Below are 20,215 nucleotides of genomic sequence, written 5' to 3' on the forward strand. Positions count from 1 at the left end.
AATAACGAATACTTACAATTACAAAAGCGAGGCTTGGATCGAAAGGTCCTAGCCTCTTTTCAATTCAATTTCTTATTTCTTTTGACCGTAATAAGCATTTGGTCCATGCTTACGTTGGTAGTGTTTTTCTAGAATGTACTGAGGAGCAGGTTCAACTCTTGGATTGATTTGTTCTGTAAAGCGATTCATCTTTGATACTTCCTCTAGTACGACAGAGTGATAAACAGCATTCTCTGGATTTTTTCCCCAGGTGAATGGACCGTGATTGCGTACAACAATACCTGGTACTTCAACAGGGTTTAGACCACGGCGTTCAAACTCTTCCACGATGACCAGACCAGTATCTTTTTCATAGGCTACTTCTACTTCATCCTTGGTCAAACTACGGGCGCAAGGAATTGAACCGTAGAAATAATCCGCATGGGTTGTTCCATAGAAAGGAATATCACGACCTGCCTGAGCCCAACCAACAGCTTCTGTCGAATGGGTATGGACCACACTAGCAATCTCTGGCCAAGCCTTATATAACTGCACATGAGTTGGAAGGTCCGAAGATGGTCTTAAATCTCCTTCTAGAACCTTGCCATCCAGGTCAGTTGCCACCATGTTTTCAGGTGTCAATTCGTCATAATCTACGCCTGATGGTTTGATAACAATGACACCGAGTTCACGATTGACTTCCGATACATTGCCCCAGGTAAATTTGACAAGTCCATGTTTTGGCAATGATTGATTGGCATCACAGACTCGTTTACGCATAGCATTAATTACTTGATTCATCTTACATCAAACCTGCTTTCTTAATTAGTGGATAGAGAAAAGCTTGTGCCTCTTGAATGGCTGCGCGTGTTTCTTCTACAGTTTCACAATTTTCAGACCACATTTCGATTAGGAAAGGACCATTATAATTGGTTTGCTTTAAAATATCGAAAGCTTCTTCCCATTTGACACAACCTTGCCCAAAAGGTACATCTCGGAACTGCCCCTTTGAACTTTCTGTCACTGCATAAGTATCCTTGAGATGGAGAGCTGTGATAGCATGGTGACCTAGATAGAACTCACTATAGACATCATTATGCCATGCAGACACATTCCCAATATCTGGATATACAAAAAGGTAGGGAGAGTCAACATCCTTTTCTACAGCCAAGTATTTTTCGATACTATTGATAAAAGGATCATCCATAATTTCAATAGCAAGTACCACCTGAGCCTCTTCAGCCCAGTCACAAGCTTTTCTCAAATTTTTGATAAAACGTTGGCGTGTCTGGGGTGACTTTTCCTCATAATAAACGTCGTAACCAGCTAATTGAATAGTACGAACTCCCAAGTCTTGGGCTAATTCAATACATTTTTTCATGAGTTCTAGAGATTTTTCCTCTAGAACTGGATCATTTGATCCCAATGGGTAGCGACGATGGCCTGAAAAACAGATAGAAGGAATACGAACACCAGTTTTATAGATTGCTTTGACAACTTCCAAACGCTCGTCCTTGCTCCAGTCCAGTCTTGCTAAACGCTCGTCACGTTCATCAATAGACATCTCGACAAAATCAAAGCCTAACTCCTTGGCAAAATTTAAACGTTCTAGCCAAGTAAAGTGTGTCGGGGTTGCCTTTTCATAAATTCCAATTGGACGTGCCATGGTTTACCCCCAAATTCGTCTGATTTCATCCTTGAAGGCACGCGCTGCTCCTGCTGGATCTGCAGCCTCTGTAATTCCACGACCTGCGATAAAGGTAAAGACATCAACGCCTTCAAATAGTTTGAGAGTATCTACATCTAGACCACCTGTTACAGACACACGGAAGCCCATGTCGATAAGTTTTTTAACCTTATTAAGGTCTTTTTCACCCCAAGTCTCACCAGCAAGAAGTGCATCACGAGATTGGTGATAAATAGCTTGTGAGATACCAGCATCTAGCCAAAGCTGAGCTTGTTCAAAAGTCCAATCGCCATAAAGTTCAATCTGGATTTCGCCTCGGTCTCCACGTTCAGCCATGATAGCCTTTAGAGCCGCTTCCATAGTAGGGATAGTTGCACAACAGATACAAGTCATCCAATCGGCACCACGAACGGCATTATTTTTGGCAACTGTTCCACCAGCATCGGCACATTTTGTGTCTGCCACAATAATCTTATCTGGAAAAAGGCTTCGCAAGACTTCAACCAGTTCACTTCCAACTTGTAATAAGCAAACAGTTCCAGCTTCGATAATATCTACTTCCTGACCAACAGAAACAGCTGCTTTAATCGCTCCTTGCAAGTCTGAATGATCTAATGCAACTTGTAAATTAGGTATTCTTTTTGTCATCTCTTTATTCCTCTTTCTAACTTTCCAAATCCAATCCCTCGAGATAAGGGCTATCCTTAGATTCTTCAATCATCGTCAAGACATCTTCCTTAGTCTGGCAAACCTGTAAACGTGCGATAGAATCTTCTAATTCAAACAAGGCAATAATCTGTGGAATGGCTACACTTGTGTGAATTTTTGAGCTTGTTGCTGCTAGTGCCAACAAAACTGAAACTTCTTTCCCATCTGAAAATACAACAGGATTTTGTAAGGTGATCAATGAAAAGGCATCTCTTTGCACTCCAGCTTCAGGTCTAGCATGGGGCATAGCCATACCTGGCATTAAGATATAGTATGGGCCATACTCTTCAGTCGATTCAATGATAGCATCGTAATACTCTGGCAAAATTGCTCCACTTTCAATCAAGGGATCTACTGCTAGCTTGACTGCTTCTTTCCAGTCTTTAGCTTCTAAACCTAGTCGGATCGAGTCATTGTCAATTAAAGCTTGTTTTAAATTCATATCTGCCTCCTTTATTTAAAGAGGGAGAAGGACAGAAACGATGACTCTCAGTTTCTATCCAGCCCCCTCCAACCTTTTACTGTAGTGCTTGACTGAGTTTTTCAGTGATTTCTTTATCATCCATCAAGTTGTCAAGCCCAATTAACTTCCCATTAGTTCGCCCTTCCAATTCTTGGATCAAATGAAGAGAAGCGATTACGATGTCATATCCTGCTGCTAAACCTTTAGCTTCACCGACACTGCATGAATTGACTGTAAAATCTGTTTGATTAAGCTTACGGAGAGCATTTTCAACCTTCATCTTGATAACCATTGATGAACCCATTCCATTTCCGCACGCTGCTAATACTTTAACCATTTTATTTCTCCTTTTCTAGATACTAAGCTTCTTCTTGAACTGCACCGTTGTAATATTTCTCTTTATCTTTTGCTTTGGCAAATTGAAGTTGAGGAATAACAAGCAAGAAGAGACACACAAGTACATAACCAACAATACCAAGGTATTTGAAGATATATCCAAATCCAAGCCATGGGAATTCAAAGTCGATATTTCCATGGTAACCACCATAAGATGCTAAATCAAGAAGAGCTACACAGAGAGCTCCTAAAGCAACTTGGAGAACACCTGAGATGAAGGATAGGATAACAGCCGCTTTCCATCCACCGCGTTTATCAGCGTAGACCGCAATGGCTGCATTGTCAAAGAACACTGGTACAAATCCTGTAATAATAAGGATAGGGTTTTTAAAGACGATGAGCAAGACAATTGTGATCAATTGACCAATCAAACCAAAGGCAAATCCTGACAAGACAGCGTTTGGAGAACCAAATCCATAAGAAGCTGCAACGTCAACCGCTGGGAATGAACCTGGCAACAATTTGTTTGAAATACCTTGGAAGGCGTTTGTCAACTCAGATACGAACATGCGAACACCTTGCATCAAAACGAACAAGTAAACTGAGAAAGTGAAGGCTGTTTGAATAATGTACATAAAGAAATCTTGTTTAGCAGGATTGAATAGGGTTCCTGAAGTGATGACTTCTTTATTAGACATAATGTCTGGACCCAAGATTAAAAGAATGGCTCCGAAGAATACGAGCATCAAGGTAGCAGATGCAACAACTGTATCGTGGAAGATTGAGAGGAACTTAGGTAATTTAAGATTGTCTAAACTTTCTTCTTTCTTACCAAAGCGTCCTGCTACTTTATCTACAAACCAGATTGCAAATTGCTGTTGGTGACCAATCGCAAATCCGCCACCACCAGTCAAGCGTTGAGTTGCCTCAACAGTCATATTTGAACTAACCGCCCAGTAAAGTCCACAGATGATACCAATCGCTGCTGTACCGTAAGCATTGCGCAATTGTGGTACTAAGAATAGAACCATAAGAGATACTGTTGCAGCTTGTTGTACCATGATGTGACCAGTAATAAAGAGGGTTCTTACCTTCGTAATCTTGCGAAGAGCTACGAGCAAGATATTTATTCCGAAACCAATCAATAGAGCTGTAGTTGCAGTTCCAACAAAATCTGGAAACTCTGCTGCAATTTTGTTGTTTGCTGCAGCAAGTCCAAAGTAAGGGTCGATAACCGCTGCGCCAATTTGGAATTTGTAGTTAAGGGCTGCTAAGATCGGACGGAAGGTCGTAACCAAACCACCCGCACCCACGTTGAGCAACATATACCCTACTGTTGCTTTAACAAACCCTGAGAAAACGTCATGGGCAGGTTTTTTCAAAAGTGCGTATCCTACCAACACCAATAAACCTACGAAAAATGCGGGATTCTGCAAAATATTGCTAGAAAACCAATTTAGAACACTTGAAATGACTTCCATAATTGTTCTCCTTTTGAATTGTTTTTGTAGGTTTATTATATACTTTGAAAGCGTAAACAAAAAGACCAAGAATTACACAGCGGACTGTTCACTCTTGGACTGTATGATTTATGATATTTTAATGATTAGCTTAATTTCTCGTAGCTAGATAAAATGGAAGAATTTTATCATAAGATTTCAGTAAATTTTCCACGATATCTTCTTCAGATGAATTTTCTGTCACAGAAACATCTGCCTTAACTAACACTTTTCGGATTTCTTGGCTGCCTACCTTCTCGACTAAGACCTGACGATTTTCTTCGTTCGCCTCCCACCATTGACTTTGGCCATCAGAGTAGGCTAGATAATAAATTCCTTCTACAACTGGAACTTCTAATACCTTGGTTTGTTTCTCCAAAGTTTGCTCATCTTTCTTGCGCTCAATGAAACTGACCTCTAAGGAAATACCAAAATCAGTAGATGTCCCGTACAAACGAAGAGCCAACATAGGTTCTGTTACTTGTCCGTCTCTCTGTAGATAGACCCAGAAATGTGGTCGCAAACGCTGCGCTTGGTTCATCCACTGACTAGTCTGTTGGAGTTGCCATTCTGGATGACTGGTTTGAAAGGCTTTAGCCAGTTCTGTAAAAGCCTTTCGAGCCTCTTGGCCTTTGTGGCGCAATTCCAGCATTTTCTCTCGCTCTGCTCCCGCCTTATCAGGATTACGGTACTGCAAATCAGCAAAGTCTAAATAGTCTCTTATCTTATTCAACATTAATTTAATCTCCTCCAGCTAGCAAAAAATCAGGATAACCCTGATTTTACTTATTCTGTATCTACGACAACATAACGATTTGGCTCATCACCTTCAGAGTAACTGGTCACGCCATCCATACGTGAAATAATACGATGAATAATCTTGCGTTCGCTATTTGACATTGGATCTGTCTGATGACTGCGTCCTTCTTCTAAAACACGAGTCGCCAATTTTTGCGCATAGGTCTGCAAGACTTCTGCACGGTGTTCAACATAATCATTGACATTAATAGTAATGTAGAAGGTTCTTGAATAGCGGTTGTAAAGATAATTTTGAGCCAACAGTTGCAAGGCCTTCAAGACTTTACCATGGTAGCCGATAATACGACCTGGTTCGTTAGTATCAATTTGCAAATTGATGCTACGACGGTTATAATCATTTGAAAGCGTGGCCTCAACATCCATGTCATCAATAATCGTTTGAACATAAGTCGTTACTTCCGTAGCTACTTGTTCAATATCAAAGCTAGGTTCAACCTTCAAGCCCATCTCTGTCAAGTCTTGATTTTCAGTTTGGTCTTGCTCAGTTTCAAGGTCATCAGCGTCCGCTTCTTCCCTCATCGCTTCCTCGATTTGAAGTTCATTTAAAATCTCAATGTGACCAGTTTCTTCCAAGATAGTGCTGGCATGTCTTTCATGTTTTAAGATTTCAGCCTTGACTTCATCAGAAATACCTTGGCCTTCCTCTTCAATCTTTTTAATTGCTTCTACAACATGACCCAAATCAACAGTTGCTTCACTGACTGTTTTAACAGGCTCATTCAAATCATTGATTTGTTTTGGAACTCCCTTTACAGCTTGTTGGTTTGCTTTTACAACTGTCGTTTCACTAATAGCATCGATATCCACTTGGGCTGGTTTTTTACCAAATAAACCAAGAAATCCTTTTTTCTCACGAGAAATGACTTTGATATGAGCCTTCATTCTTGGAATATCTAATTCTTTCAATCCTTTCTGGATTGCTTCTTCAACAGTTGAACCTGTAAATACTACCATTACCAGATTCCTCCTTATTATTTCGTTTTCTGAGCCTTTTTCTTGGCTTTTCTTTTTCTATTTTCCAAATCTTTCTGTTCCTGTACTAGAGCCTCGCGCTCTGCGATAATCTTGAATGGATTGTTCAAGAAATAGGTTTGCAAGACTTGATAAGCATTGGACACTGTCCAGTATAGAGCGACTCCACCTGGCGCATAAACTGCAAAGATAAAAATTAAGACTGGAATCCCATACATCATCGCCGTCGTAGCTCCATTACGCTCAGACAAGGCTTTATTGGATAACCAAGTACTTAAAAAGGTAAATACAGCTGCTAAAATCGGGAGAACAAGGGTTGTATCCACACCACCAAGGTTAATCCATAAGAAATGACCTGTCTTTAAAAAGTCAACTCTTGATAGAGCTTGGAACAAGGCCAAAATAACCGGCATCTGAATCAAAATCGGCCAAAGAGAATCTGACTGTCTGACACCCATTTCTTTAAAGACTTTACGCATTTCTTGCTCTAGCTTGGTTCTACTTTCCATATCTCGACCTGGATATTGTTCTCGAAGCGCCTTAATGCGTGGTTGAGCTTCTTGCATTTTTCTAGAAGCTACCATTTGCACTTGGAAGACTGGCAAGAGAACTGTACGAATCAAGACCGTAAAGAGGATAATCCCCACTCCGATACTGATATCAAACGATAAAAAGCGAATGATTTCCGCAAAGAAGTAAACAAATTTACTCCAAAAATCAGCCGAATCGGCTGTAATATCGCTAGTTGTCCCATTTGTTGCACAGGCTGTCATGATCAATAGGGACAGTCCTAGCAAACTAGTCAACTGTAGTTTCTTTTTCACTCCCATTTCCTTCCTGGTAAATCTTTGATAATTTTAATACGTGGAGTAGATTTTTCTCCATCTCTGCGTATCCCAAGGTTTCGACTCCTTTTCGAGCAATGACAACAAAGTCGACATCTTCTACCAGACTCCCTTTTGCATTCTGGATAATATGCCGAATTCGTCGCTTAATTTGATTTCTAGTGACGGCATTCCCAAGTTTTTTGCTAACTGATAGACCTACTCGAAAATGGTTTTTCTGATTTTCTAATTGGTAGACAACAAATTTGCGATTGGCAAAACTTGTCCCCTCCTTGAAAATCGCCTTAAAATCTTTCTCTCTTTTTACACGAAAGTTTTTCTTCAAAACTCAACTCCATCTATTAAATTACTACTATTATACCATATTTTTCAAAAAAGCCAATCATAGCAAGGTTTTGCACAATTTCACCATAAAAAGAAGCTGGAAAAATCTCTTTCCCAACTCCTTGCACTGAATATTTTTTCTAATTTTACTTATTTTTTCAAGCGTTCAACGTCACGGGCAATAACTAGCTCTTCATCTGTTGGAATAACCAATACACGGATCTTCGCTGCCTCTGTTGAGATATCTCCTGTCACACCGAAGACGTTCTTTTCTGGATCAACATCACAGCCAAACCAAGAGATACCTGAAATAACATCTTCACGTACGTTTGCAGCATTTTCACCGATACCTGCTGTAAAGATAATAGCATCTGCTCCATTTAAGACTGCAAGGTATTGGCCGATATGTTTTTGGATACGGTCAACATACATTTCATAAGCTAAAGTGGCATCGTGGTCCCCTTCTTCCATAGCAGCAATCACATCACGCATATCACTAGATTTACCTGAAACCCCCATAAGCCCTGATTCACGATTAAGGATGCGACTAATGTCTTCAGGCGTGTTAAAGTCCTCTGTATATTGCATTAAGTAAGGAATGATAGCTGGGTCAATATCCCCTGTACGAGTTCCCATCATCACACCACCAAGTGGAGTGAAGCCCATTGAAGTATCGACAGATTGACCACCCTTAACAGCTGTAATAGAAGCACCATTACCGATGTGGCAAGTAATCAATTTCAAGTCCTCTAATGGACGGCCCAAGAGTTTTGCTGCTTCTCCTGCTACAAACTGGTGACTTGTACCATGGGCACCATATTTACGAACCTTGTTTTCTGTGTAATATTTTGTTGGTAGAGGATAGCGATAAGCTTTCTCTGGCATACTTGTGTGGAATGAAGTATCAAAAACAACTACACTGGTAATGTCTGGCAACAATTCCTTGAAGGCACGAACACCTGCTGCATTGGCTGGATTGTGGAGAGGAGCCAACAAGCTCAACTCTTCAACTTTTTCTAAAACATCTCCCTCAACGACTGTTGATTCTTTGAAATATTCTCCACCAGCCACAACACGGTGTCCAACACCAGTAATCTCGTCATAAGCCTTGATAATATCGAAACGAATCAAGTCATCCAATAAAATTTTAACAGCTTGTGTGTGATTTTCGATATCCAAAATTTGTTGTTCAGAACGGCCGTCAAATTTTACAGTTGAAATTGAATCTTTCAAACCGATACGTTCAATCAAACCTTTCGCCAATACTTTTTCTTCTGGCATTTGATAAAGTTGCCATTTCAAACTTGAACTTCCCGCATTGATTGCAATTGTTTTTGTCATAACAAGACTCCTCTTTTAAGCGTTTTCATCTATTATAACAAAATCTATTTTATATTTCAGTACCTTGAGTCCATTTTTGAAAATTTTCTTTAAATTTCATTAAAACACTTGCATCTTGCAAGCTAGTAAGTGGATAAACAAAAGGCTCTACTACTATTTCATTTTTCTTCTGTAGGATAAAAATAGTCTTAGATTGTTTAGCATTAGCAAAGAGATTTTCAGGTAAACTAATCATAGCAACTAGATTCGCCTCCTCTTTCAACCAGCCTTTCAACAAATCGCTTTGAGGGCTGGTCAACAAATCACTCGGAGCGAGAAAAATAGCGTATCCGTCTGACTTGAGATACTTAAGTCCTTGTTCCATGAGCAAGTGATGGGCGTAGGTATGTTCTTGACTAGAGGCAACTTGATGACGCGACGAAACGGTATCATCAGGATAATAACCGACAGGCAAGTCGCTGATAACCACGTCGCTTTCTTTGAGCATTTGTGGACGAACGGCATCTCCTTGGACAAAACCAGCCTGCAAACCAATTACATCTGCCATGCTAGCTGCCAAATCAATCAGCAAATCATCCACTTCCATTCCCAAATAATCCACCTTTTTATCAAGCGAGGTCAAGAAAGTAGCGCCTAGAATTCCCATCCCAGACCCCATTTCGAGAATAGTAATTTCCTCCTCTTTAAGCAACTCTTCCACAATAAACACCAAAAGTAAAGCAATGGCATCTGGTGTAAACTGGTGATTGGCCTGTAAGGGCTCTGTCTGCCCAGCCTTCATCAAGAGAAACTGGTAGGTCTTGAGCCATTCTTCTTTGCGTAGCGCTAAGCGCTTAAGGACTTGATTGTTCTCCTTGACCTGCTCTAGCTCAGTCTCACCATCCAGATAGATGCTATTTTGCTCCACCAGGGCGTCATAAAAATTGGTCGCCAAATCACTTTGGATGACTTGGACATTCTCTAGTAAATAGGTATAAGCTTGTTCAATTTTTTCAAAATCCATATTCCTATCTTATCAAATTTCCCTGCTTTTTTCCATCCTTATAAAAAATCACTCCCTGACTAGGCGAGTGATTTTGGGGCTACTGTTAAAAAGAGTTCTGAGTAATTTCCTTGAAACAGGTCCTCAGCACTATAGAGGATCTGACTATGCACAGATGAAAAACCATGCTCAATTAGCTTTTTTCCCAATTCCGGCAATTCAAAGCCGTGATGGTTGGTCTCCGTCCTGGTAAAATCAGCAATGAGGAGTTGTCCATCTTCCTTCAAATGTTGATGAAACAGTGAGAGAGCTTCATCCAAATCAGGCATATGGTGAAGAACCCTACTAACAACAATGAGATCAAACTCTTGCTCCAAGGGATTTTTCAGTAAATCTTGCTCCAAAAACTGGATATTCTTGATGTCTTGCTGCTCCGCTTTTAAACGAGCTTGCTCCAGCATTTTCTCAGAAATGTCTACAAGAGTAACGAACTTGGCTTGCTTGGCCAGAGGCAAGGCTAATAGCCCCGTCCCTCCACCAAAATCCAGAATTTCTTTGTCTGATAGAAGATCAATCTGTTCCTCGACTGCTTGACAAACCAAGTTTGCAAGGAAAATGTTTTTAGGGGAGTCAAAAGTTTCTGCTTTGTGGTTAAAATCATGTTTCATATTTTCAGTTTAGCACAAAGTAGTTTGATTGGCTAGAAATTCCTTTTCTTTTCAAGCTTCTTTTCTGATTTTTTCTTCTCCGCTTGATTACTTGAATCAGTCGATACCTCTTCCTTTTTCTCTATTTTCTCTTCTTTGATTTTGACTGAAGGAAAGATGAATTCATATTGTCTCTTAGGCATACGAACCCTTGTCACCAAGTTTGTTTTCTTATTTTGATAACTCACCTGACCCAGATTAAAGGTCTGTTCCCCACTTTCTTGCTCAACCTTATCTTTGGTTCGCTTGGCCATAGCAAAAGCGACCAGCTTTTCTTTATTTAAAGCATAGTCTCGATGGTTGGCGACTTGTCGGTTCAAGTAAAATTGTAACAAAAGACTAAAGATGGCTGCTATGGTGACCGCATAGAGGAGAACACCTGCCTTAACTTTCTTCTTTTTCCACACGATAGATGAACTCCCTTTCTAAGCCTTTTTGGAACTGGAAACGAAAACGAACCAGTTGATTGTCCTCTGTAATCTGCGCAGATTTGAGGCCATAAACCATCGGCTGATAACCCCGTCCACTGGCATCTGTTTTACGAAAATCATCCGATTTTGACTTGCCTATTGCAATTTCCTTGCCATCCTGCTTCATATAGAGGCGGTTGCCCTCCACTTTTTCGAACTGCGAACGGTCTAATTCTGCCTCCAACTGGTCCACAAACAAGAGCCACTCCTTTTGCTCGCTTTGTTGCTGGTAGCGAACTTCTGAAATAAGGAGCTGACTCATAGCTTGAAAGAGGAGTAGGCTTCCACTGATAACAATAAGAGTAATCAGGGCTTCCAACAAGGTGAAAGCCTTGACCTTATGGTTCTTTGATTGCCAACAACTGTTCTGAACCATGGTAGACCTCCAATCCCTTTTCACTAGAAAACATCTGAATCTCAACTCCGTTTATATTTACCTGATTTTGACCTGTCTGCAGAGCCATCTTAGCTACCCTCAAGACTTCTTCCTTTTGCAAGATTTTTGCTTCCTCTTGCCTATTTTTTTGAATTTGTCCCAAAAGGAGGGTCGCAATGCTGGCAAAGATAGCTAGAGCGACTACTGCTTCCAGTAAAATCACTGCCCTAATTTTTTGTTTCCTTAATGCGTTTAATTTTTCCATTTCCTAGATATAATTGATAGCGAATCGCTCCTTTACTGGTCTGAAATTCAACCTTAGCTAAGGACGAATTGCCCCCAGCTCGGTCAAATGTAATACTTTGGCCTGATGGTGTCTGAATTCCTTTAGGAACTGTCAACTTTTGACTGCCATTGCTAATCGTCTGCCCATCTAAGTTCAGACTAGTCTTTTGCTGACTGGCTACACTGCGTTTTTGAGTTTCCCGATAGAGTTCTTCAAACTCCATAAAGAAAATCTGCTCCTCTACTGCTGCAAAAGTGGACTGGACAGAGCCAGATAAGCCCAAGACAAGGATACTCACCAGTCCCAAAACCAAGAGACTTTCAAGCATGGTAAAGGCCTTAATCCGCGACCGTTTGAGTCTTATTTTGTTTTGCATGATATTCTTTATAAGCTTTAGCTTGCTCTTCTGTGATGCGATCATCTGCTTGTAATTTGCTTAGAGTAGCCTCTTCGTTTTTATTCAAACTATAAAGCTCTGCCTGGCTTTCTACCACCTTAACAACAGCAGCTTTTCCTTTGTCGTTGACTGCTTCTTTTTGCTTGGTCAAATTAGGTACAAAGAGCAAGAGAAGCACGCTGATGATTAAAAGGACCACTAACATCTCAATCAACGATACTAAAATTATTGATTTTTTCCATCTCATACATCTGCAATGAATGCAACACGAGATCACGATACTTCCAAGTGCTGACCAGGTACTCAATAACCTCTTGGTCCTCTATCTTGCATTCCATGAGCAGCAACAGCTTGACCGTGTACTCATTTTTTAAAATCGGCACCCTGTAAGTTACATCTATCCAATGCTCAAAACCTAAGTCTGTCTGCTCTACACTCGTAAGTTCAATGTTTAAAATGTTCATGTTTTCTTCCTCCTTACTTATCTATTCGTAAAAGAAAATAAAAAGTTATGAAAAAATCATTACTTTTTTAGACAAACAAAAAAACCGCAAGCCTAAGCCTGCGGTGAAAGAACATTTTAGAAAGTTTCCTTTCTATTTATTTTTTGAAATTTTAAATAAAAAAGGAGCATTTAAGCTCCCCCCTTTGAAATAACGGACACTTGGCTGGTCGGTGTACCCAGCATCTCAGATACCTTTTTCAAGGTGCGGCAGGAACCTTTCTGCCCTCAAATGTCTTTTGTTATCTCACAACTATTGTATCACATTTATTTAGTCGTAATCAAACCGTTAGGCTCAACAGTAAACTCTGGCTTATCTGCCATTGTTCCGTCTGGTTTGAGATAGTACCAACCAGAACCATCTGCTGACTTAATGAATTGTTTGGATTTCATATCTCCGTCCTTAGCATCGAGGTAATACCAATGATCTTTGTATTTGACCCAGCCAGTGGCCATGACGCCAGTTTCTTTGAAGTAGTACCACTTATTGTCAATGAGAACCCATTCGGTAGCCATGGCACCGCTTGGGAGCAAGTAATACCAATTATTGTATTCTTCATACCAAGAGTTGCTACGCATATAGCCTGAAGAATCGAAGTTGTAATAAATGTCATCAATCTTCTGCCATTTATTCGTTGGGTAGCTTCCATCTGCGTTTACATACCACCAGCCAGTTGAATTTTTCTTCCAACCTTCCTGATTACCCTCATTATCAAGCATTTCTTGGACAGTCGAGCCAAGGGATTGATAATGCTTGATTTTAGCAATCACATAGTCACGCAAGCTGTCATTGTATCCGCCGTGCAATTCAAGGGAACGAGCAGGGCATGATGTGCTAGAAAATTCATTGTGAAATTTGATGTTTGAATAGTTCGGAGTATCACCGTAATAAGTCATATCCTCGGCCATTTGGCGTAATACCATGTTTTCATTTTCAATGAACTCGGCATCTGATGCGCTTAATTGCTGGCATACTTCATAGCTAAGAGAGTTCATGTTAGCATCGTAGTTAGCAGCAGACCATGAACCATTGTATGTGTCTTCGACTCGCACAATTGCATCTCTTGTGATGTAGTAATGAGCAAAACCAAGTTCAGACTGGCCATTGTCATACCGTTCTTGGAGCCATTCGATATAGGCCTTTGCACTTTTTGAACCAGCATCATTGTGCATGATGTAGTATTTTGGTTTTTCGGTTGGACGAGAACCTGAAATCCCGTTGAAGATTGTATGGTTAATGATTTCTACCATCATTACTCCCCTTTCCAAGCGTCATTCATCTGCTTCACGGCTGACTCGATGAATGTATCAAGGTCACGGTCAGTCATGCTGATGTTATATTTGGTCAGCTCTGCACGGATTTTAGTGCGAGCCTGCTCAAGTTTCTCCTCGCCTTTATAGCCTGTTTCAGAGGAGACCTGCTCCACAGCATGAACTGCATTTTTAGCTAGGATTTCAGCGATTTTTACCGCTTTTTCACCACCCTCTTTGACGAGGTACTCCTTGAACGTTTTAACTGCGATAGCAAGCAAAATAATTGTAATGCTTACTGCTCCGTTTGCGATAATTTCACTAATTTGTTGCATGTTTTTTCCTTTCCATTATGGCAATGTTGTCGGCCACGGGTCGTCTGTCGTGAATACTACTGGACTGATTCTAATTTGAGTCGAGTCATCGCTGGGAAATACATACCCTGCCACGCAAATTTCGAGATTGTACGTTCCTTCTGGCAAAATACCATCTAGATTAAATACTACTGATCCATTCGTGACAGTCGAAGTATGCTTCCATTGCTCGCCATCTTTTGTCAGCGTGATTTTCGCCTCCTGCCCATCAAGCGATGGGATAGGGTCCTTATTCTCATCTAGCAATTCAAAACCAAAAGAAGAGGCTAGATCGCCTTGCTTGACGACCAAACCCCCGTCTATCCTTGCCAAGTTCGTTGAGTTACTTCTATTTGCGCATAACATTTCGCCCTCCTTTAATCGTCGTCGTCCAAAATTTCCGCGCGGATATCCAGCTTTTCAAAATCGCTGAAAAGGCGGTCTATGTAACCATTTCCGCCTAAAGCTTTATAGCTTTTGTGCATACTTTCCACCAATGAAAATTCATCACGGGAAGTGTACTTCCTGCGGATAGCTCTCCGCATATCACGGCCAAGGCGCAACTTCATGGTATTTAGATGCGCCTCATCGTGTACTTTAAGCTTTTCCTGCACTTCATCGATTTTGGTATTACTATCTTTTGCGGTTTTTTGTACGTCATCTATCTGCTTCTTAACATCTCCAAGCTCTGAGACAATCTTTTCTGTCTCTTCTTTCGCTTTTTTCGGCAACCGATAGCTTATCCATGCAATGATTGTCGGGGTCAGTACTGGCATTACACTTGTAAAAAAATGTTCGATTTTATCAAAAAATTCCATAAGCACCCATTTTTCTAGAATAAGAAATTCTTGATAATCTCGTCCGCAATAGCCTTGTGTCCTAAATCACCTGGATGACTTGCAACACCGGCGTTGGTAATAGTGTAGTTAGAACCGTCTGGGAGTCTCAATGCCTTGCCCATTTCAGACTTGTACTTGGCATCCTTAGAATACTGATAGATGTCTACAAATGTGACATCCAGTGGCTTACAGATACGCTTGATTCTTTCCACAAAATCTGGTGAGGCATAGTAGATACCGACCCAGTATATTAGGGCCTTTGGTGAAGCTGTTCTAATCCAATTGACGAGGTTAGGGATATCTGTTTCAAGGTTCTTCCGCTTCTCGTCAGTATTTAAGTTGTCGCCAAACTGCAAAATGACAATATCTGTATCAGGACCTAGTGATTGCTTCATTTTACTGTCGAATGTACCACGTCGATTGTTTGGATCAGATTCCCAATCTGCACCATTCCCACGCTCTACTACTGCGCTAGGGTTCTTAGACAAGATATAGTTTTTAACAAGAGTGAAGTAATCTTTATCTGGCGCACTAGCAGCCATACCCATGCCCTTAAGCCATGGATGGCTTAGGATTGAGTTACCAAACACCGCTACACGGCTAGGGATATTTGAAACTGTTGACAGATTGCCATTGTTATCAACCAACAAGCGGAACTTAGTGCCATTTGGGCTAGTAATCATCGGTGTTTTCTTAAACAGTTCAAGTTCTGTAACAATAGATTCGATTTTATCCGTTTTTTGTTTCAGTGTCTCAACTTTCTCAATAGCGCTCTCGTTTGCTACACGGTAGCTAAACGGGATAGCTTGCCCTGTCTCGTACATAATCTTGCCAGAATAGCCGGCATTATTAGTAACGTGTTGAGCGTCTTGAATCAAATTACGTTCACCCTTTGAAGCATAGACTTTATTATCTTTAGCTTCAAAAAAGAGTTGCTCTCCGAAGAAGATTTCCTTATCTTCATCTCGAACATTTAACGTATTGTATCCAGCGGCAAGCTCCTTTTGAAAGATTCGAGGGGATACAATCAAATCGTTCTGGTCGATGTTACCGATAGCGAAATTGTATGTTCCCGCGTCCTTAACGTAGACATCGATGGTATCGATAAAACCACGGCTCTTCTCCCATTTCTTGATAGGACTCATGTAGCCGAGATTATTAATCGTCGTTGATTGTGTTGAATCAATACCAGTAATATCTGCCCCAAATTGAATCCTAGACGTATCTGGCATGACGAACGGAACCTTGGACGCAATGGCACTAGAACCAAAATTAAGGTTCTCAAGATAATGAGCTTGAGCGTTGCCGCCTTGGATGACCTTCGTAGGATTGTCTGACGTCAAACGACTAATCAGAATATAGCCGTTTTCGGTTGGAGTGAAATCTTGGCTAACTAACACATCTGTCGTTGCAAAGGTTTTAAGCTTCTTCCCCGAAATGTCGAAAAAGTGAGTAAATACTCCACGGATGTTTCTTAATCCATAAGTCTGACCTGCTTGCATGTAAATCTTGGGATAAGCGCCCCAAGTGGAACCGTCGTAAGTGCCGTTTCCGTTACCAGACCAAACCTTACCTACTTTAAATGTGCGCTCGTCAACCAGTTGCTTAACAATGTTGACAAAACTCAATTCTTCTGGTTTCACATTTAGCGTCAATTTAGGAATTTTAAGCGAGACATAGCCATCAGGTAAGTTCGAGAAGTCAACGTTTGCTTTTTTCAACTCATCAAGCGAAGCGTTAAACACTCTAGCCGTTTCGTCTGACTTAGAAGATACATATAGCATGCAATCTTCTGGCGGGATGTATTCTGTAGTTACCAAGTCATCCGTTTCCGAGAATTTCTTGACTAATCGACTTCCATCGCTTGAAATGGCAAACGAGAAGATACCACGGATATTTGACAAGTAATACTTATGTCCCTTTTTGATAGGGACTGGCATGAATCGAAGCCATCCGTTAGAAGACCACGTACCTATTGATGTGTTATTCCAAAGGTAGACAGAACCTTCAATCTTATCTCTTAGAAGTTGCTCGATTGATTCCGTGAAGTCGATGTTGTCAGCTGTCACTTCATCAACATTTAAACCCCTAGATTGATAGACACCGCCCTCTTTCCAGTGACGGTCTCCTTCGTCGAAGTAGTACCACTTCCCTGTATTGCTTGCTACGACGATACCGTTGGCACCGTTTGGATAAGTACGCTGGATTTCTTCCAGCGAGCTTAAAACAGCCTTTGGAGCGTTGGAAGAAATAGCGTTAAGTTTTGATTCAATCAACTTCGTGCTCGCTTTTCCATCAAGGTTTTTGGTCATGTTGTCGAGACGCTCTGAGAGTGTATTGAAGGTGTCTCTGGATTTAACTACTTCCATGTCAGTGTTCCCACTCTTAGTAGCGTCGTCGTATGTGGTTTCTATTCCGAGGGCAATGGCCTCACGGACATCAACCCCTTTTGTTTTTTTGCGGATAGCGTCAACAAGGACGCTAATTTTATTAGTTTTTTCAAGAGGGGTCACATCATCATATAAATTCAAGCGTCCCTCTGCTTCAGTTTGTGGCATTAAGCACCTCCTAATTCGTTTCGTAATTGAGCAATCTCAGATTCAAGCTCGCTAATACGCTGTGCACGCTCTTGCTGACTCATATTGAGCGCTGAAAGTTTAGCGTCATAGTCAGATTTAGCAAGCTTGTAATCTTCGAGAGCTCTGTTGTATGCTTCCTTCTCAGATTCTGTTGCATTAGTAGCCAGTGGTTTCGGAGCTCTTGGCTCGACAGGCTTAGACTGACTAGCAGATTTAAGCGCAGATAATTGAGTATTCAACTGGTCTAGTTTCTTCTGTTTGGTAGCTATCGACTGGTCTAGTTTGAGTTTCTCAATAGAGCTATCAGCTTCCTGAGTTTGCAATTGATAAGCTGATAGAGATTGAGATTGTGAGCCGATAGTTAAACCAACAGACTGTGGTTTCAGTATATCAATCTTCTTCTCCAAAATTTGCAATGTTTCAATTCCAGATAGCGGTGCGTTGATAATCTTGTGCTTATTCCCAATTCTGAACTTACTATATCTACTATCAATAAGATAGCGTTCAACCGCTGAGATTGTCCATTTAGCTAGTGCAATCTTCTGGTTCCTCAAATACTGTTTCCCACGAGCCAAGAGAACGTTAGGGTTGTCAATCTCTGTCCAGATTACTGATTTTCGAATAAAACCAAACTCTTTTATCAGCTCTTCATCAGCCAGATACATCTTCCCATCGTTCACGCTTCGAATATCGAGCTGAGCTCGTGTAACGTCTGGACTTTGGTCTTCCTCTTGACCTTGGTTTTGACTTTGCAAGTCAGCTCCAATTGGGACGATAATCGTAGCGAGACCGTCAAAATCAACCTCTCGACTGGCTGATTTGATGTTCTGACCTAATTTAATCGGACTTTCCTTAGTAGTACCAATATCTTTGGTCCAATCTACATAGATTCTTGTGTTGAACTCTCTTAACGTTAGATAGCCACCAATATTTTTGATTATCCGTTCTCTTACTGTGTCCCAGCTTGAATCATATCCGATATAGCGGAATGGTCGGTCTGACCTACTTTGTACTGTGATATTTCTGGGAGTTATCCGCTTAAATTCCTCAATTTGAACGTTTGCAGATTCAAAGATTATTTTGAAATAGTCCTCAGCCCCTTTGTTTGGTAGTTTCTGGAACCATTGGGCAGAATCGTGTAGATATGACAGGAAGTCTTCACAAACGACTTTCTGAACAAATCCATTAGTTGACATCTCATTGGTCATTGTCAAAACTCGGCCGACAAACTCAACCTCGTTGTCCCTTAGGTTAACGACTTCGATGATAGATTTAAACTGAACCATTTTTTGATACATCGTATGGTTCAACGGGATTGCAAATTCCAGCTCGTGGATACTATTGACAGCTTGCTTGATTTCGCCAGAAATAATCTTGTTTCCAAGTGGGCTATAGGGGTCGTGGATGACCTTGCGTGTAGCCGTAGTTCGATTGAGCTTGTCCCATCTTCTATCAAGGAAGCTAGGCCACCAGTAGATGGCATACCCTGCTTTCTTAGCTAAGGCAGCAGGACGCTCTGGCACGGTTATCTTCTTGCCTTCGAGGTACTCTTTCGAGCCATTTGAAGTCACTACATAGAAATGGGATTGGTATGTCCCACTGTCGCTGTTGTGATCAACTGAATTGATGGTACAGTACCAATCATCGCCCCATTTTAAGGCATCGTACCAAACAAGGTCATCTTGCCCAGATTCTTCCGACCACGTTGGAACTTGTAGCCCAGATATGCCATTACTAGACTTCAGCCCCTTGACACGGATGGCATAGCCTGTACTGCTGACGTTGAAGATTTCAATGCTATCACAAGATACTGTCATACCATCACCTCGTTAGAATAGTGCATTGCTACTGTACCATTTCCTTGTGCTTCGAAATAATTGATTCCGATGTCGAGCGTTAGAGCAAAATCTTTGTTCTCACCCTTCTTCAAGTAGTAAATGGTGCCGTTAGCATCTTTTAGCGTGATGTCCTCACTACAGATGATTACTGGGCTGATCGATGTATCTCCGGCGTTTACAAAGTAAACTGGTGTCTTCTTCTTCTCATAACCAAGCGCCCACTTAGTCCACGTTGAATTATCGTTCTCAAAGTCAAATGTGTCCCAAACATCATCGAAATACTCGTCCTCATGGAATGCAAACGGATAGCACTTGAATGTGATAGTAGCTACCAGATTCTTCTTAATCGGGTCGTCTGCTACTTTGATGTGCTTAACCTTGCCCATCCAATAATATCGACGGTCGTGAGTATCTCTCAACTTGCGTTGCGTTTTAGTAACCATGCTTGACTTAATCTGTCTTTCAGCAATTTTGCGATTCTCGTAAGTAGTGAATGGTAGTTTGAATTCGTATGTGATCTCTCTTGATTCAAACACACGTTCTCCCAACGCAGAAGAGAAGTCAAGCTCCCCTTGCATATAAGGAATAGACTCAACAATTTCCTTTTCGTCCGGCGTTGGTGCTTCACGTTTTTGAAGGTACCAACCAGCGTCACGACTATT

General features: G+C 41.1%; 26 protein-coding genes. All 26 read right to left on the reverse strand.

The genetic code is table 11. The features are described from left to right. Positions 1-72: 72 nt before the first annotated feature. The 26 genes from O3599_RS02720 to O3599_RS02845 all read right to left on the reverse strand — a co-directional run bounded on the left by O3599_RS02720 (position 73) and on the right by O3599_RS02845 (position 20,089). Positions 73-780, reverse strand: coding sequence for an L-ribulose-5-phosphate 4-epimerase (locus O3599_RS02720; RefSeq protein WP_049532033.1), 708 nt, complete (start codon positions 778-780; stop codon positions 73-75). A gap of 1 nt (position 781) precedes the next feature. Further along, positions 782-1,645, reverse strand: coding sequence for an L-ribulose-5-phosphate 3-epimerase (locus O3599_RS02725; protein ID WP_023947936.1), 864 nt, complete (start codon positions 1,643-1,645; stop codon positions 782-784). A gap of 3 nt (positions 1,646-1,648) precedes the next feature. Next, positions 1,649-2,314 carry a 3-keto-L-gulonate-6-phosphate decarboxylase UlaD gene (locus O3599_RS02730; protein ID WP_023947938.1) on the reverse strand — a complete coding sequence of 222 codons (666 nt, stop codon included), beginning with the start codon at positions 2,312-2,314 and terminating at the stop codon, positions 1,649-1,651. A 16-nt stretch (positions 2,315-2,330) separates the two neighbouring features. Next, positions 2,331-2,816 carry a PTS sugar transporter subunit IIA gene (locus O3599_RS02735; protein WP_101782616.1) on the reverse strand — a complete coding sequence of 162 codons (486 nt, stop codon included), beginning with the start codon at positions 2,814-2,816 and terminating at the stop codon, positions 2,331-2,333. Positions 2,817-2,892: 76 nt separating this feature from the next. Beyond that, positions 2,893-3,174 carry a PTS sugar transporter subunit IIB gene (locus tag O3599_RS02740; protein ID WP_000241466.1) on the reverse strand — a complete coding sequence of 94 codons (282 nt, stop codon included), beginning with the start codon at positions 3,172-3,174 and terminating at the stop codon, positions 2,893-2,895. Between the two features lie 22 nt (positions 3,175-3,196). Further along, a complete protein-coding gene (locus O3599_RS02745) occupies positions 3,197-4,654 on the reverse strand; it encodes a PTS ascorbate transporter subunit IIC (protein WP_101782617.1) in 1,458 nt (485 codons plus the stop codon). A 130-nt stretch (positions 4,655-4,784) separates the two neighbouring features. Beyond that, positions 4,785-5,408, reverse strand: coding sequence for a ribonuclease P (locus tag O3599_RS02750; RefSeq protein WP_247939460.1), 624 nt, complete (start codon positions 5,406-5,408; stop codon positions 4,785-4,787). Between the two features lie 50 nt (positions 5,409-5,458). After that, complete coding sequence (gene jag / locus O3599_RS02755; protein ID WP_101782619.1) at positions 5,459-6,445, reverse strand: RNA-binding cell elongation regulator Jag/EloR; 987 nt, start codon at positions 6,443-6,445, stop codon at positions 5,459-5,461. A 17-nt stretch (positions 6,446-6,462) separates the two neighbouring features. Then, positions 6,463-7,287, reverse strand: a complete 825-nt coding sequence (locus O3599_RS02760) for a membrane protein insertase YidC (protein ID WP_247939459.1) — start codon at positions 7,285-7,287, stop codon at positions 6,463-6,465. Further along, a complete protein-coding gene (rnpA, locus tag O3599_RS02765) occupies positions 7,262-7,633 on the reverse strand; it encodes a ribonuclease P protein component (protein WP_000739245.1) in 372 nt (123 codons plus the stop codon). The genes O3599_RS02760 and rnpA overlap by 26 nt, the downstream gene beginning before the upstream one ends. A gap of 149 nt (positions 7,634-7,782) precedes the next feature. Beyond that, positions 7,783-8,973: an acetate kinase gene (locus O3599_RS02770; protein ID WP_101782622.1), complete on the reverse strand. Its 1,191-nt coding sequence runs from the start codon at positions 8,971-8,973 to the stop codon at positions 7,783-7,785. A gap of 49 nt (positions 8,974-9,022) precedes the next feature. Further along, complete coding sequence (locus tag O3599_RS02775; protein WP_247939458.1) at positions 9,023-9,976, reverse strand: class I SAM-dependent methyltransferase; 954 nt, start codon at positions 9,974-9,976, stop codon at positions 9,023-9,025. Between the two features lie 59 nt (positions 9,977-10,035). Continuing rightward, positions 10,036-10,623, reverse strand: a complete 588-nt coding sequence (locus tag O3599_RS02780) for a class I SAM-dependent methyltransferase (RefSeq protein WP_247939457.1) — start codon at positions 10,621-10,623, stop codon at positions 10,036-10,038. A gap of 32 nt (positions 10,624-10,655) precedes the next feature. Further along, complete coding sequence (comGG, locus tag O3599_RS02785) at positions 10,656-11,069, reverse strand: competence type IV pilus minor pilin ComGG (RefSeq protein WP_247939456.1); 414 nt, start codon at positions 11,067-11,069, stop codon at positions 10,656-10,658. Next, positions 11,047-11,508, reverse strand: a complete 462-nt coding sequence (gene comGF / locus O3599_RS02790; protein ID WP_247939455.1) for a competence type IV pilus minor pilin ComGF — start codon at positions 11,506-11,508, stop codon at positions 11,047-11,049. Before comGF ends, comGG begins: the two co-directional genes overlap by 23 nt. Beyond that, a complete protein-coding gene (comGE, locus tag O3599_RS02795; protein WP_153209718.1) occupies positions 11,471-11,773 on the reverse strand; it encodes a competence type IV pilus minor pilin ComGE in 303 nt (100 codons plus the stop codon). The genes comGF and comGE overlap by 38 nt, the downstream gene beginning before the upstream one ends. Further along, positions 11,736-12,170: a competence type IV pilus minor pilin ComGD gene (gene comGD / locus O3599_RS02800; RefSeq protein ID WP_247939454.1), complete on the reverse strand. Its 435-nt coding sequence runs from the start codon at positions 12,168-12,170 to the stop codon at positions 11,736-11,738. The genes comGE and comGD overlap by 38 nt, the downstream gene beginning before the upstream one ends. Continuing rightward, entirely contained in the window at positions 12,133-12,438 is a 306-nt protein-coding gene (comGC, locus tag O3599_RS02805; RefSeq protein WP_371511874.1) for a competence type IV pilus major pilin ComGC, read from the reverse strand. The genes comGD and comGC overlap by 38 nt, the downstream gene beginning before the upstream one ends. Then, positions 12,398-12,655: a hypothetical protein gene (locus O3599_RS02810; RefSeq protein WP_371511876.1), complete on the reverse strand. Its 258-nt coding sequence runs from the start codon at positions 12,653-12,655 to the stop codon at positions 12,398-12,400. The genes comGC and O3599_RS02810 overlap by 41 nt, the downstream gene beginning before the upstream one ends. Positions 12,656-12,960: 305 nt before the next feature. Continuing rightward, entirely contained in the window at positions 12,961-13,944 is a 984-nt protein-coding gene (locus O3599_RS02815; RefSeq protein ID WP_371511878.1) for an N-acetylmuramoyl-L-alanine amidase, read from the reverse strand. 2 nt (positions 13,945-13,946) lie between these two features. Next, positions 13,947-14,279 (reverse strand): phage holin, encoded by a 333-nt coding sequence (locus O3599_RS02820; protein WP_371511880.1) that lies wholly within the window; start codon positions 14,277-14,279, stop codon positions 13,947-13,949. Positions 14,280-14,294: 15 nt separating this feature from the next. Then, the gene (locus O3599_RS02825; RefSeq protein ID WP_371511881.1) at positions 14,295-14,663 is read right to left on the reverse strand and encodes a hypothetical protein; all 369 of its coding nucleotides are present in this window, start codon (positions 14,661-14,663) and stop codon (positions 14,295-14,297) included. 11 nt (positions 14,664-14,674) lie between these two features. Continuing rightward, complete coding sequence (locus tag O3599_RS02830) at positions 14,675-15,115, reverse strand: hypothetical protein (RefSeq protein ID WP_254753961.1); 441 nt, start codon at positions 15,113-15,115, stop codon at positions 14,675-14,677. 14 nt (positions 15,116-15,129) lie between these two features. After that, positions 15,130-17,694 (reverse strand): SGNH/GDSL hydrolase family protein, encoded by a 2,565-nt coding sequence (locus O3599_RS02835; protein WP_371511883.1) that lies wholly within the window; start codon positions 17,692-17,694, stop codon positions 15,130-15,132. Next, positions 17,694-19,532 (reverse strand): GBS Bsp-like repeat-containing protein, encoded by a 1,839-nt coding sequence (locus tag O3599_RS02840; protein ID WP_371511884.1) that lies wholly within the window; start codon positions 19,530-19,532, stop codon positions 17,694-17,696. The genes O3599_RS02835 and O3599_RS02840 overlap by 1 nt, the downstream gene beginning before the upstream one ends. Then, positions 19,529-20,089, reverse strand: coding sequence for a hypothetical protein (locus O3599_RS02845; protein ID WP_371511886.1), 561 nt, complete (start codon positions 20,087-20,089; stop codon positions 19,529-19,531). Before O3599_RS02845 ends, O3599_RS02840 begins: the two co-directional genes overlap by 4 nt. Positions 20,090-20,215 lie beyond the last annotated feature (126 nt).

Source organism: Streptococcus sp. 27098_8_103, from assembly GCF_041432345.1.
In the GTDB taxonomy this organism is placed as follows: Bacteria; Bacillota; Bacilli; order Lactobacillales; family Streptococcaceae; genus Streptococcus; species Streptococcus mitis_BV.